The sequence below is a fragment of the Flavobacterium johnsoniae genome, from assembly GCF_001879205.1.
GTDB classification, from domain to species: Bacteria; Bacteroidota; Bacteroidia; order Flavobacteriales; family Flavobacteriaceae; genus Flavobacterium; species Flavobacterium johnsoniae_A.
Genome location: NZ_MLFK01000010.1, coordinates 273,555 through 285,794, shown reverse-complemented (window position 1 = coordinate 285,794; position 12,240 = coordinate 273,555). Strand labels below are relative to the sequence as shown.

16 protein-coding genes are annotated in these 12,240 nt (G+C 33.8%); 12 read left to right on the top strand and 4 right to left on the bottom strand.

Annotated features, from left to right (window positions below; all coding sequences use genetic code 11):
• Both BKM63_RS20210 and BKM63_RS20205 read left to right on the top strand, forming a co-directional pair.
• Positions 1 to 1,770: a RagB/SusD family nutrient uptake outer membrane protein gene (locus tag BKM63_RS20210; RefSeq protein WP_071638381.1), complete on the top strand. Its 1,770-nt coding sequence runs from the start codon at positions 1 to 3 to the stop codon at positions 1,768 to 1,770.
• Positions 1,771 to 2,135: 365 nt separating this feature from the next.
• The gene (locus BKM63_RS20205; protein ID WP_071638380.1) at positions 2,136 to 2,513 is read left to right on the top strand and encodes an STAS/SEC14 domain-containing protein; all 378 of its coding nucleotides are present in this window, start codon (positions 2,136 to 2,138) and stop codon (positions 2,511 to 2,513) included.
• A 135-nt stretch (positions 2,514 to 2,648) separates the two neighbouring features.
• Here BKM63_RS20205 and BKM63_RS20200 read toward each other — a convergent pair whose 3' ends face one another.
• Genes BKM63_RS20200 through BKM63_RS20190 form a run of 3 tightly spaced genes read right to left on the bottom strand, consistent with a single transcriptional unit; the run spans position 2,649 to position 3,830 of the window.
• The gene (locus BKM63_RS20200; protein ID WP_071638379.1) at positions 2,649 to 2,870 is read right to left on the bottom strand and encodes a hypothetical protein; all 222 of its coding nucleotides are present in this window, start codon (positions 2,868 to 2,870) and stop codon (positions 2,649 to 2,651) included.
• Positions 2,871 to 2,900: 30 nt separating this feature from the next.
• Positions 2,901 to 3,302 carry a hypothetical protein gene (locus BKM63_RS20195; RefSeq protein WP_071638378.1) on the bottom strand — a complete coding sequence of 134 codons (402 nt, stop codon included), beginning with the start codon at positions 3,300 to 3,302 and terminating at the stop codon, positions 2,901 to 2,903.
• Between the two features lie 39 nt (positions 3,303 to 3,341).
• A complete protein-coding gene (locus BKM63_RS20190; RefSeq protein ID WP_071638377.1) occupies positions 3,342 to 3,830 on the bottom strand; it encodes a hypothetical protein in 489 nt (162 codons plus the stop codon).
• A gap of 367 nt (positions 3,831 to 4,197) precedes the next feature.
• On the opposite strand from BKM63_RS20190, the gene BKM63_RS20185 reads away from it, so the two are divergent.
• Together BKM63_RS20185 and BKM63_RS20180 are read left to right on the top strand one after the other, a co-directional pair.
• Positions 4,198 to 4,674, top strand: coding sequence for a CinA family protein (locus tag BKM63_RS20185; protein WP_071638376.1), 477 nt, complete (start codon positions 4,198 to 4,200; stop codon positions 4,672 to 4,674).
• 49 nt (positions 4,675 to 4,723) lie between these two features.
• Positions 4,724 to 5,422: an SMI1/KNR4 family protein gene (locus BKM63_RS20180; protein ID WP_071638375.1), complete on the top strand. Its 699-nt coding sequence runs from the start codon at positions 4,724 to 4,726 to the stop codon at positions 5,420 to 5,422.
• Between the two features lie 36 nt (positions 5,423 to 5,458).
• On the opposite strand, the gene BKM63_RS20175 is transcribed toward BKM63_RS20180, so the two are convergent.
• Positions 5,459 to 6,376, bottom strand: coding sequence for a DsbA family protein (locus tag BKM63_RS20175; RefSeq protein ID WP_071638374.1), 918 nt, complete (start codon positions 6,374 to 6,376; stop codon positions 5,459 to 5,461).
• A 155-nt stretch (positions 6,377 to 6,531) separates the two neighbouring features.
• Between BKM63_RS20175 and BKM63_RS20170 the strand changes: the two genes are divergently transcribed.
• From BKM63_RS20170 to BKM63_RS20135, 8 genes are all read left to right on the top strand, one after another.
• A complete protein-coding gene (locus tag BKM63_RS20170) occupies positions 6,532 to 6,849 on the top strand; it encodes a winged helix-turn-helix transcriptional regulator (RefSeq protein WP_071638373.1) in 318 nt (105 codons plus the stop codon).
• An 81-nt stretch (positions 6,850 to 6,930) separates the two neighbouring features.
• The gene (locus tag BKM63_RS20165; protein ID WP_071638372.1) at positions 6,931 to 7,527 is read left to right on the top strand and encodes an SMI1/KNR4 family protein; all 597 of its coding nucleotides are present in this window, start codon (positions 6,931 to 6,933) and stop codon (positions 7,525 to 7,527) included.
• 16 nt (positions 7,528 to 7,543) lie between these two features.
• Positions 7,544 to 8,245 (top strand): hypothetical protein, encoded by a 702-nt coding sequence (locus BKM63_RS20160; RefSeq protein ID WP_071638371.1) that lies wholly within the window; start codon positions 7,544 to 7,546, stop codon positions 8,243 to 8,245.
• Positions 8,246 to 8,251: 6 nt separating this feature from the next.
• Positions 8,252 to 9,601: a DUF6138 family protein gene (locus tag BKM63_RS20155; protein ID WP_071638370.1), complete on the top strand. Its 1,350-nt coding sequence runs from the start codon at positions 8,252 to 8,254 to the stop codon at positions 9,599 to 9,601.
• Positions 9,602 to 9,643: 42 nt separating this feature from the next.
• On the top strand, positions 9,644 to 10,567 hold the full coding sequence (locus BKM63_RS20150; protein ID WP_071638369.1) for a DUF6985 domain-containing protein: 924 nt from the start codon (positions 9,644 to 9,646) through the stop codon (positions 10,565 to 10,567).
• Between the two features lie 26 nt (positions 10,568 to 10,593).
• The gene (locus BKM63_RS20145) at positions 10,594 to 10,917 is read left to right on the top strand and encodes a peptidyl-tRNA hydrolase (protein WP_071638368.1); all 324 of its coding nucleotides are present in this window, start codon (positions 10,594 to 10,596) and stop codon (positions 10,915 to 10,917) included.
• Positions 10,914 to 11,567 carry an Imm19 family immunity protein gene (locus tag BKM63_RS20140; RefSeq protein WP_071638367.1) on the top strand — a complete coding sequence of 218 codons (654 nt, stop codon included), beginning with the start codon at positions 10,914 to 10,916 and terminating at the stop codon, positions 11,565 to 11,567. The genes BKM63_RS20145 and BKM63_RS20140 overlap by 4 nt, the downstream gene beginning before the upstream one ends.
• 195 nt (positions 11,568 to 11,762) lie before the next feature.
• Complete coding sequence (locus tag BKM63_RS20135) at positions 11,763 to 12,239, top strand: TlpA disulfide reductase family protein (protein WP_071638366.1); 477 nt, start codon at positions 11,763 to 11,765, stop codon at positions 12,237 to 12,239.
• Position 12,240 lies beyond the last annotated feature (1 nt).

The following is a 12,240-nucleotide window of genomic DNA, read 5'->3' as shown; positions in this document are numbered from 1 at the left end:
ATGAAGACAAAGACATTTTTCAGCATAAAAATTTTAGCACTATTCTCTTTTATTTTTCTCTTAAACAGCTGTACTGATTTAGATGAAGTTCTTTTAGATGAACAACCATCAAGTGCTGTTTCAGATCCTGCCGGTTCACTTGCCGCAGCTTATGACAGACTTGGAGACGGAACTTTTACAGATCACGGAGCCGTTTTTGCCATGCAGGAATATACTACAGACGAAGCTATTTTACCAACTCGCGGAAGCGACTGGGGAGATGGCGGAAAATGGAGAGATATGCATGAATTTACATGGAGTTCAACTAATGCTATTATAGTTTCGAACTGGGATTTATTGAATAACGGAATCACACGTTCTTTGACCGCCGTTAAATCAGCTCAGGAAAATACTTTTCCGGAAAAGACATTATTTTTAGCAGAATCAAAAGCTCTTTTAGCGTATTACACTTATACGACATTGGATTTATTTGGACAAGCACCTTATAGAGATCCATTGAATGTGAATGCGCCTTTGCAGATTTTAAAAGCAGATACTCAAATTGACCAGTTAATTAAAGATGTTGAAGCTTTAATTCCTGATTTGGCTGATATTGGAACACAGAGAACGTACCACGGAAGATTTACCAAACAGGCGGCTTATGCTTTTTTAGCTAATATGTATTTGAATCGTGCGGTTTTTAAAGATCGTTATAATGCCTCATCAAATTTCAATTTTAATGAACCTGCTATAACTGGCGGCGGAACAGATATGGACCGTGTTATTTATTACACTTCTTTACTCATCGAGTCAGGAAAATTTAGTTTAGAAAGTGACTTTTTCAAAAACTTTGCAAGAGATAACAACAACGGTAAAGAACTTATTTTTGCGATTTCTCAAAAAATAGATTACATCCGTAATGGTTCTAACAGTTTTGCTTATGTGTGTATGGAGCGTAATCAAAGAACATCTGCCGCAAACAGAGGAACAAACGCAGCATGTACAACTCCTGAATTCTATGCAACCTGGGATGGTAATCATGATGATCCAAGATTCGAACAGCATTATCAATATGCCGATGGTACATGGTTTATGAACGATGGTACAGATGTAAGTGTTCCTGCAACAGACATCGTTCCTAAAAGCAGCCCGAGTTTGCCCTGGTTCCATTTTAACAGAGGAATTCAGGCCGGGCTTCAGTATGGACCAATATTACTGCCTTCAGGATCACTTGAAATGGTAGGCGGCCGTATTAAAGTTTCTCCATTATTTATGGAAAAAAGTACCACTACAAGAATGAATTTTACACCATCATTGACATTTGCAGACCCTTCTAAATCTGTTTTTGCTCAAAATGAAATTAATCAGGGAGCTCGTGTATTTAAATATGAGTTTGATCCGGAGGGAGGAAATGGTAACAGTAATGTTGATATTCCGTTATTCCGTTTAGGAGGAATTTACGCTATGAGAGCCGAGGCATATTTCAGAAAAGGAAGCGTAGGCCTTGCAATGGATGATTTAAACAAACTGCGTACAAGCAGAAAAAGAGAATCTTTATTTGGAAACGCTCCTGGAAAAGCACTTACTTCTTTAGATGCAGCACAATTATATAAAGAATTAGGCTTCGAATTGTACTGGGAATTACAAAGAAGACCTCAAAGTATTCGTTTTGGGAAATTTGACTTGCCTGGAACAGCAAAACCTGCTACGCAGCCATTTAGAAGAACATTTCCAATTCCTCAAACCGTTATTGACCAAAAAGTCATTCAACAGAACCAGGGATATAATTAAGATTTTGTGTTAGTTTATTTTTTATTTTTTTGTAAAAAGCCTGTATTCGGAAGAAGCAGGTTTTTTCTTTTTAAGGTGCTAAGATTCAGGTGCTAAGGTTTTTAAAGATGCGTTGAAATCTAATTGAGTTAAGAATATAAATAACCACCAGCATAATCTTAGAGACGAAGAAAAAACCTTTGTCCCTTCGCGTCTTAGTGCCTCAGTACCTTAAAAAACTATAATAAACAAATGAAAAAATATAATATTTAACTGTCATGTAATCAGTATATTTGAGTTGAATTTTGGATATTTTGGAAGCACTAGTTTCTAAAAATAAAATTGATTTACAAACACAATTAATAACTCAAAAAGTATAAAAAATCATGATACATCAAATTGACACTACCGATAATATAGTTGCATTTAGAGCATTGGCAGAAGTAACAAAAGAGGATTTCTTAACCGCAGTAGTTCCTGCAGTCGAACATTTGGTAAAACAAACCAATGAAATCAATTTTTTACTTGTTCTGGATACAGATATTAAAAACTTTACTGCCGGCGCCTGGCTTCAGGATGCACTTTTAGGTTTAAAACATTTAGGAAAATGGAACAGAGCTGCAATTGTAACAGATTCTGAAGACATTATTTCTTTTACAAACGGTTTCAGTTATGTGGTTCCCGGTGAGTTCCACGGATTTAAAAAGGAAGCTTTTAACAAAGCATTAAATTGGGTGGAAGGAAATATTAATCTTCCAAATTAATAATTACCTAATTAGAAATTTCCCAATTAGATAAATTATCATCTTCAGCAAGATAATTTAGAAAGTGTATAAAAAATGCCCGTTAAGAATTAGCTTAACGGGCATTTCATCATTAGCAAAATTCGCTTCCTTTTATCACTTTGCTACTTTTTTGTAAACTGCTGCAGATAGTAATGGCAGCGCAAGGCTTCCCACAATAGCGGCAGCTTTATTATGACCTGTTTTCTTTAAAACTGCTCCAAGTAAAATTGAGCCAAGACCGGCGCAGGCCAGTTGTTTTACTGTAAGATTGGCAGTGTTTTTTTCAAGTGGTTTGATTCCGTGCAATAATGGATCTATGAATTGTAAATTTTCCATAATTTTTAATTTATTTAGTTAAACGTATTTTTATTTGTTGATAAGCTTCTCATTATCAGTTTCGATCTCAATTTTTTCAATTTCTACTTTTTCTTTTTTTATAGCCTGACGTAAAAGGGCAAAAAGGCTCATATATATGTTTGCAACAAATACCAGCGAAAACCCGGCCAAAATATAGCCTCGCCAGTCGTTTAACAAAAGTTTATAATCTGTAAAGATTAAAAAGCCAATTGTAACATAATGACTGAAGCAGTATTCACAAGTAAAAAGATAAAAGAATTTTCTGGTGAGTAAAAATTTCTCGTTTTTTGAGTGTTTTACACACCATTCGTGAGGTTCTCTAAAAATCTCTTCGTGCGTTACCGTCCAGCTTATACAGGCTGTTGGAACAGCCAGAACAAAAAGCCAGATAATTTGATCTGCAATAGCCATAAATGGATAATTTTAAACGAAACTCTTAGTTATTTTCGATTATTCTCTTGGATGATTTTCCGGATAATGCTCCGCATCAAAGTCATCCAATTCTTCATCATTATCTAGATCCCCGTCTTTTTCAACATCATTTTCATAATCTAATTCATCCGGATCGTTGTCGTCATTTAGATCGCTTTCGCCATCATTGGTAATCAAATCATCCTCATTAATAATTCGTTCCTGATTTGGAATATTCTCAGACCTAACATTGGTGTTTTTCTCAAAGTCTTGTTCCGGATGGTTTAAATCTCCAATAAACTCTTCCTGATATTGATAAGGATCTTCATCTCTTGCATAATTATCATTATCAACCAGAGTATTTTGTTCTATTACATCAGGATTGCTCTCGCCAAATTCCTGAGTGTTTTGCTTCTTTAATTCTTGTTTGTACTCATCTTCATTTGAATAAGTACCATCAACAAGAGTATTTTGATCTATAAAATCAGGGTCGGTTTGACCATAATCAAAATTATTCTGCTTTTCCATAACGCTGTTTTTTAGATTAATATTTATTCGCTGGGTTTGAATCCGTTATTTTTTGCCAAAGTTTTAGCAGTAATTTTTGTTACTGTTTTACCCGGCAATTTTCCGTCTTGTACTTTGTACTTGTTATACTATTTGCGGCATTTATATTTTTATTTTTCTGAACTTCAGTTTTCATGGCGTATAAGTTTTTAATCTTGTGTTTTACAAATTTACCATGCAGAACAACCGAAAATCTTACACGAAAATAAATTATAGCTGCATAATTAACAGTTACTTATAATGTAATCATACTCGGAAATTATGTAATCTTAAAAATTGGAAAGATTTTATTTTTGATAAGGAAATATTTAATTAAAAGTAAAATAATATGGCATCTGATAAAGTTACGGCCTGCTGTCAGGCGTTAATAGAAAAGAATCTGACAATAACATTTGTAGAAAGTGCTTCGGCCGGAAAAATGAGTTATGAGTTTTCGACAGTTGTAAATTCAGGCCGAATTTTAATAGGAGGGATGGTCTGTTACCACTCTTCCATGAAAGAAGATTTACTGCATATCCCTTGGGGGACAATAGAAAAATACAGTGCAGAATCCGCTGAAGTAACTAAATTAATGGCGCAGAATTTTTTTCGCTATATAAATTCAGATATCTGCGTTGCCTTAACCGGATTAACTACACCCGGAGGCAGCGAGAACGAAGAAAAGCCGGTAGGAACTATCTTTGTGCATATTATTTTTGCCGACAAAGAAACAGCAAAACGTTTTGAATTTAATGGAACGCCTGAAAGTATAATTAATCAGGCAATTGATGCTGTGGCCGAATTGATTTTAGAAGAAATTGCTTAAAAACTTATAGTTTTTGTGTATAATTGTAATCATAATTTACAATCACTATATGATCGAATTATATAAAATCGGCACCGTAAAACCCTTAACGAATAGTGAAACAGAAGCACTAAGTCGGGGTTCATTTTCGCTGCCTGCGGACTATTTAGATTTTCTGATGACTTACGGTTTGGGTTCGATAAATGAATTATTGATGATACAAAAACCTGATCAGGATTATATCAAATCTAACTTTGGCGATTATATGGATTTCTGGACTTTGACAGAAAGCGAAGAACAGCTCATTCTTAATTCACAAACTATTGCCACAACCATTGATGGAGATATAATTACGGTTAAAAACAATAATCAAAAACCAATTGTTTTGTTACCGCGCCACTCTGACGAGGCTGTTTATTTTGAAAATTTTGAAAAAGTAATTGCTTATTATAATCAGAAATACAATTTTAATTCTGATCTGTATTTTGACACTAATTACAATTTTGAACAGGAATACATAAGCTTTGTAAGTAACGGACAATTAAGTAAAAAACTATTTGACAATGTTCATGAGCTATTTTTAAATGAAGTCACTTTTGATAAATTATACAATGCAGCAACACAGCCAAAATATATTATTCAAAAAATAGGAGGCTGGGTTTATTTTGACGCTCTTGGCAAAAGCGCTGTGAGAGTAAAATATCAAACTCAGTTTAAAGAAGAAGCTGATTCAATTATTAAATTAATAAAAGATCAGATGAAAAATTAAAGCCGTAAAAACATTTTTACGGCTTTAATTTTTAAATTATTTTATAGAATAAAGCGAACCATTTTTAATCGTTTTCTTTTCCAGTTTTCCTTTTCTGAATAATTCTTCCAAAATAATCGCAGCATCATTAACAGATATATCCTGAATAACGGCATATTCTTTTACGGCCAATGTTGGATAAACTTCAAAAAGCGATAATGCGTTCTGGTTTACAAACTTTTTCTTTTTAGCTTCAGGAAATAAAGCAAGCAGAGCATTTTCATAAAAGGAATAAGGTTTGGAGCCATAAACGGTCAGCTTATTGTTGTTTTCATCGGCAAAAAACAAGGTCGGAAAACCTCTTACACCAAGAACTTTCGCCAGATTTAGATCTTCCTGAAACAGCTTTTCAGCATCACCATCATAATCTTTTTTTAATTTTTCGATATCCAAATCTGCTATTTTCGCTGCTTCGGCGATATTGTCCCATTTTGCAATATTCTTCTTTTCGAGATATAATTTTTCCCGAAGAATGCGCATAAACTTCAACGCCTTTTCCTGACTCTGAATCTGGGCGGCTTTTACAGCAATACAAGAAGGATAGGAAGAATCCAGCGGATCTTCGAGCCATACATTGCCATCAATTGGCATTTCATAATATATGCTGGCTTCATCCCAGTGATGTGCGACATCCGACGGTTTGCTGATACCCCCGCTGTTGTAATTCCAGTCTGGGAGTAAACCGCCCATTCTGTAGTCAATTTCTAGATAATCGCCATATTCGATTTTTAGTTTTCGAAGCTGCGGTTCGATTCCCCAGCAGGAAGAACAAATAGGATCTGTGTAGTAGATTATTTTTATAGGTTTCTTTTGTGCGGTAATAGTAATGGATTCTTTTGATGTTTCGCCAGCAGGCATTTCACAAGTTCCGGTTTCGGGATTACACAATAACGGATTGGTTTTATTTTCGCTCATTTTTGAATTAGTTTGTGACTAGCAGCCTGCACTGCAGATCAGGATTAATAACAGCGACAGTATTTTCATAATAACTGCTTTTATTTACGCTTAGGTTTTTTACTTTTACGCAAAGTTCGTCCGTAATTAATAACAAGTCAATTAGTCTAAAAAAGATGACTACAGAAAATAAATCAGAAAAAGAAAACGAATGTCCTGCTCAGGGACTTCTGAAATTATTATCAGGAAAATGGAAACCGCAGATTTTTCTATTGGCTGTTGACGGCCCGCTGCGTTTCAACGGACTTTTGAGAGATTTGAAAGGAGCAAATAAACAATCTGTGGCGGTCGCACTTCGCGAATTAGAAGACTTTGGACTTTTGGATAAAAATGTTATCAGGCTAAAACCGCTGCATATTGAATATACTTTGTCAGAAAAAGGAAAATCGTTGATTCCGGTTTTCAGGCAATTGGAGTTTTTTTCTGAAAAATAATACAAATCGATTTCAAAAGTAATTGCAATCGTAAGGGGAATTATGTATTTTCACGCTTAGAAAATTATATAAGCCGAAGTTATGATTGAGATAAACAGCAAAGAAGATATTCTGATTCCGTTTAACAAAATTGGAGACGCAGATTGGAAAATCAACACTCAAAAAATTATTGAATCTATTGCTGCTAATTTTGGCGACGATTTAAAAAAGCCTGTTTCAGAACAAGAGATTCTGAATCTGGAAACCAAATTAGGAACAACAATCCCCAAAAATCTCAAACTATTTTATCAGACATTTGGAATTGCCGATATTGGAGAACAGCTTCAGGATTTCAACGAAGTCGACTGGATTAAAGATATTTGGGCAGACACACCTCAATATGGCCCGGATTTTACAGAGGAAGACAAACAGCTTTTACCGTATTTAATTTCTTTCAGTGATTATTTAGGCAACGGAAACATGTTTTGTTTTCACAGTGAAACAAAAGAAATTTATTACTACGACCACGAGGATACGCCTTATCTCACTAAAATTTTTGACACTGTGGATGATTACCTAAAAGGCTGTCTGATTTTTGCTCAAAATGATTTTTCAGAAAATAAAGAGATAGACAATTGGACAGAAGAAATAGTTGTCGATTTACTGGGCAGTACTACAGTTAAAAAGTGGAGATATTAAATATCGAAAAAAAACTATGAACTATTTACAAAAAATAAAGCGTCTTTATAATCTTTCAGAAAATGAAAATTATGGATTCTCAGAAGCTGAAATTCGTGCACTCGAAGAGAAACTAAAAACAGCGCTTCCGGCAAAACTCAAAGAATATTATCTGGAGCTGGGTAAAGAAGAAAATCTTAATTATTCTTTTAATAGATTATTGAAACCTGAGGATGAAGTTGATTTTTCTGATGACGGTTATTTGGTTATTTATGAAGAAAACCAGGTTGTAGCCTTTTGGGGAATAAAAAAAGAAGATTTAAAACTCGATAATCCGCCTGTTTATGGCAATTACGATACAATTGAAAAATCCGATTGGGAAATTGAAACCCAAAGCACGGAGGATTTTTTTCTCTTTATGGCTGTTTTCAGCGGTACTTTGGGCGGCTTAAAATACAACGGAAACCATTTTGGATCAATTGATTCCGATAAAGTAAAATTCGTAGAGAACAATTGGACATTAGTTCCTGAAATAAGCAGAGATAACCAAAAAGTATACACCAATGATTTTTATGATGTAATCAGTCTTTCATTTGATAAGGAGAACAATTGCACTGCTGCTTTTATCGGAACGAGCGATCAGGATCGTTTTGATTCTATTTTGGACCATATAGACATAGACTGGTCTTATCTTTCGTACGATGACGATGAGGAATATAATGATGATGAAAACGACTAAACTATAATGAGAAATTTAAATTACCTGGTCAAAATTGAAGAAAATGAACTGCTTTTAGAAAGATTCATTGAAGCGATAAATGGCGGAACAGTTAAAATAGATGAGCAATATCCTAATCCTTATTTGCTGGATTCCGGCGAGAAATTCCTGCTTGATTCTATCGTAAAATATTTTTTTCAGACACGTTCTTTCTCAAAAGAACTATATGTTTCTTTTATTGAGAAACTTAGAAAATTAAGCGGATTTAAGAGTTACGAATATACTTTAGGAAACCTCACAAAAGACTTGATTTGTGCTAAATTCGATCGTGTCCAAAGAAATAATTCAAGGATATTTGTACCTAAAACAGGAGAAATTGCATCAAAAAATACCTTAACAGAAGAAGAAAATGAGCTGTTAAGTTTTTTATGTTATCTGGCTGTTTCTCATATTAAATACGGTCCAAGTTATGCATCGGTTACAGCTAATCAATATTTTGATGTTGTCACTCAATTAGGCTCTGATGAAGTAGAACAGCTTAAGAAAAATGGAACAGGTAAATTACCAAAAGAATTAACCAATTATAAAGACAGCGATTTAGCCTTTAAAGCAAATGATGTTTTTGCCGCGATCCATATTAAACTGATTAACGAAACCGAAGAAAGTTATAAAAAGGCATTGACACTTGTCAATAATCTTTTGAAATCAGATTTTCCTAAAAGTTTCGAAATTGCATTTTCTGCTAAAACAAAAGAGTTACTTCCTGTAAAAGGATTTCCAAAATGCGGACAGCATTATTTATTAGCCGGAGCAGTAAAATATGTAAAACTGCATTCTCTGATTCTGGAATATATTGATCTTACTAAACACAAATATGAATGGTACACCAATCTTGAAGATGAAAATTGTGCAATGCCTTCGACCTTTGCTGTTTTTGCTTTAGGCTTGCAAAACGAAAATTATTTTGATACACTGGTAGATTATTATCAAACTGTAGATGAAGAACACCAATCCATTCAGTCAAAATTTACTCCGGTATTTTTAGAAAAATTTGGAGTAACAAAAAAATCAATAAAGGTGTACATCAATGCGGTTTTGTCATTGCAGGAACACCCGCATTATAAAGCGTTTATTGCGTATTTCTCTACCGAAAATAGTCTAAAGTTGTTACTTGACAGCAGGGAGAATTTTGCGGCGTATTATTTTACAGATGAAAATTTAAAAGAATACTCAGACAGCGAGACCGACGCTCAGGAAATGGCCGCTTACTGCTGGGAAAGTGTCATGTATACGACTTTTGGACAAAGTAAGGATTTCGGTAAAATTGCCAGACAATTGACTGAGGAACAAAAAAAGTTATTCGAAAAGCTGTTATAAGATTTTATAGAATGAAACAGCCGTAAATGTAAAAGATAAAGCATGTCAAACGCAGAAAATATAATAGACGATATATCTACTTTCTTAGATAAATTTTCTTTGAAGAAAAATAAATTGACAAAAGAAGATCTTATCAATTTTATCGAAGAAAAATGGGCAGAGGCCGATGATGAAAAATACAATATCTATCAGGCTTATATTATTGCAGGCAGAATGACTAACGAATATATCTGGGCCAAAGATTTTCCCAATATGATGCGATGGCTTGATATTAATGACCGTCATACGGCGTCAGGGAGAAATGAACCTTATGTTCGAAATTATTACAGAGGACAATGCTGTTTAGAATGCGGTAACGAAGAAAAAGCACTAGAATATTTCTATTTGTGTTACAACGAAAACCCGGATTATATATTCACCAGAGCACCATTTTGTTATGAGTTTTTTAATAAACATTTAGAGAATCCGCGTGATATTGTAAAAGAGGATGAAGGCGAAGATAATTTTTTTGATTCTGTTGCATTAGAAGAATGGCAGTCATTTTTTGGGGAAGAAGAAATTATTAGGTGTGAAATTTTATTTGATGATGAAGAGGAAGAAGAACTTGCAATAGAACACGAAAACGGAATTAATTATCTCGAAACTAATCAAAAGGAAATACTACAGAGCATTTTAACTGAATTATTGAAAGTATACCCACAATGGCAGAAGGATTATAATTACAGCGAAGAAGACAAACCTGACTTTATGCCGGATGTTATGGAAATAAAAGGTTTTGCCAGTCTGATATCGCCTGCAGCTGTTTACATTACCTCTGTCTTTAAAGAGAATCTGCCGTATATCGGTTTTCTTTTCTCTTGTTCCTGGGATAGTGAACACGGTCTGGGAGTAATGACGCATAAAAACCGAATTGTTAAAATAGGTGGTGCGGATACGGCATTTTTAACGTGGATTGAAGAAAAATAATATTCAAAACAACTATAAGATTTAATATGAAAATGTACATTTTAGTGAAAGAGGACGTTCCTGATAAATTGGTTCCTGTAATAACTGCACATGCTTCTTTAGCTTGTTTTAGAAAGTTTGAACATAATGAGAATATGCAGAAATGGATAAACGGAATATTTAAGAAAGTGGTTTGCGTTGTTTCTGAAAAAGAATTTAGAAATGCAGAAAAAGAACCGTATAATATTGTTTTAACTGAATCCTCACTAGAAAATAGAGAAGTCTGCCTTGCATTTGTACCACGTGAAGAATTTCCGAAAATGTTTAAATTCTTTAGAATGTGGACACCTCAAAATCATTTACAGCCATGAATAATCAGATAAAAAGAGAAGAAATCAAGGTTAATACCTTCTTCTGGAAATTTTATTTATGCTGGTTCAGAGGTTTTGATGATAAAGAAGAAATTAATATTGATGAAGCCGTTGAGGTTATAGAAACAAACGAAAATGATTTTTATGAGTGGGAAAGAATATTCTTCAATTATGAAACTATCGAAGAAAATCCACGCTATTTTGCAGGTGATCTGACAAAGAATTTAAACTTTGCTATTGAATTTCAGGAATATGAAATCAATTTTTTTCTGAATGATATTTACATTGGTAATTTGGGAGGTCATTTTGAAGTATGTTTTCTCACCTTAAATGAATTACTGGTTTTTGAAGATGATCCTGTTTTCTTTTTGCTTCTTTTACCAATGACAGGAATAGAAGAAAATGAAAAATCTATTCTAAAACCAATTATTACAAAACATCTGCAGACTATTCCAAAATTTGAAACTCATTCTGAATATATCGCCGATTGTATTTTAAATGGTTTAATTATGGAATCTCCATTTCAGGAAATAACGGGAATAGGAATAACAAACAGTCAAAACCACAGCGTGAGAAATATAGCGGCATATCCGCGTTATCAGGAAGATGTCGTCAAATTGAATAAGGTTCTAGCTGCTTTAAAAAAGTAGTTTTTTGATGATGTGTAATAATACTGCCAGAGATTCTGAAGTTCCATAGTATGAGTGCCTGTAAAGCTTTTTGCTTTTAGGAGTTCTTAGTCTTCTCATCTCAAAAAAAACTCCATTAAACTTTTATTAACAAAAAGTAAGTATTCATTACTTTATATTTGTAAGGCACAAATTAATCCTAAAGTATTATTCCTCATGAAAATCAGGTCTTTTTTCTATATATTTCTGTTTGGTGTTTTTTCGGTTTCGGCTTACAGTCAGAATGTTAAGCTGTTGAATATTGATCAGTTAAACGAAAGGATTAAAAAAGGAAAAGACAGTACTTATGTAGTGAATTTTTGGGCAACATGGTGTGCACCATGTATTAAGGAATTACCTCATTTTGAAAAACTAAGTACTGAACACAAATCAGAGAAACTGGCAGTTTTATTAGTAAGCCTTGATTTCAAATCAAAATTAAATTCAAATGTAATTCCGTTTGTGAAAAGGAAAAATCTGAAGAACGAAGTGTTTCTATTAAACGAAAGCAGCCCTCAGGAATATATCGACAGAATAGATCCTTCGTGGTCAGGAAGTATTCCGGCGACACTTTTCATTAAAAATGATAAACGAAAATTTGTTGAAAGTGAATTTACCTACGAACAATTATTAACTGAATATAAAAAACTGTAAA

What these genes read in the sequence shown, in the direction of transcription:
- BKM63_RS20210 (WP_071638381.1), top strand. Translation starts at nt 1, where the DNA reads ATGAAGACAAAGACATTTTTCAGCATAAAAATTTTAGCACTATTCTCT.
- BKM63_RS20205 (WP_071638380.1), top strand. Translation starts at nt 2,136, where the DNA reads ATGATACATCAAATTGACACTACCGATAATATAGTTGCATTTAGAGCA.
- BKM63_RS20200 (WP_071638379.1), bottom strand. Translation starts at nt 2,870, where the DNA reads ATGGAAAATTTACAATTCATAGATCCATTATTGCACGGAATCAAACCA.
- BKM63_RS20195 (WP_071638378.1), bottom strand. Translation starts at nt 3,302, where the DNA reads ATGGCTATTGCAGATCAAATTATCTGGCTTTTTGTTCTGGCTGTTCCA.
- BKM63_RS20190 (WP_071638377.1), bottom strand. Translation starts at nt 3,830, where the DNA reads ATGGAAAAGCAGAATAATTTTGATTATGGTCAAACCGACCCTGATTTT.
- BKM63_RS20185 (WP_071638376.1), top strand. Translation starts at nt 4,198, where the DNA reads ATGGCATCTGATAAAGTTACGGCCTGCTGTCAGGCGTTAATAGAAAAG.
- BKM63_RS20180 (WP_071638375.1), top strand. Translation starts at nt 4,724, where the DNA reads ATGATCGAATTATATAAAATCGGCACCGTAAAACCCTTAACGAATAGT.
- BKM63_RS20175 (WP_071638374.1), bottom strand. Translation starts at nt 6,376, where the DNA reads ATGAGCGAAAATAAAACCAATCCGTTATTGTGTAATCCCGAAACCGGA.
- BKM63_RS20170 (WP_071638373.1), top strand. Translation starts at nt 6,532, where the DNA reads ATGACTACAGAAAATAAATCAGAAAAAGAAAACGAATGTCCTGCTCAG.
- BKM63_RS20165 (WP_071638372.1), top strand. Translation starts at nt 6,931, where the DNA reads ATGATTGAGATAAACAGCAAAGAAGATATTCTGATTCCGTTTAACAAA.
- BKM63_RS20160 (WP_071638371.1), top strand. Translation starts at nt 7,544, where the DNA reads ATGAACTATTTACAAAAAATAAAGCGTCTTTATAATCTTTCAGAAAAT.
- BKM63_RS20155 (WP_071638370.1), top strand. Translation starts at nt 8,252, where the DNA reads ATGAGAAATTTAAATTACCTGGTCAAAATTGAAGAAAATGAACTGCTT.
- BKM63_RS20150 (WP_071638369.1), top strand. Translation starts at nt 9,644, where the DNA reads ATGTCAAACGCAGAAAATATAATAGACGATATATCTACTTTCTTAGAT.
- BKM63_RS20145 (WP_071638368.1), top strand. Translation starts at nt 10,594, where the DNA reads ATGAAAATGTACATTTTAGTGAAAGAGGACGTTCCTGATAAATTGGTT.
- BKM63_RS20140 (WP_071638367.1), top strand. Translation starts at nt 10,914, where the DNA reads ATGAATAATCAGATAAAAAGAGAAGAAATCAAGGTTAATACCTTCTTC.
- BKM63_RS20135 (WP_071638366.1), top strand. Translation starts at nt 11,763, where the DNA reads ATGAAAATCAGGTCTTTTTTCTATATATTTCTGTTTGGTGTTTTTTCG.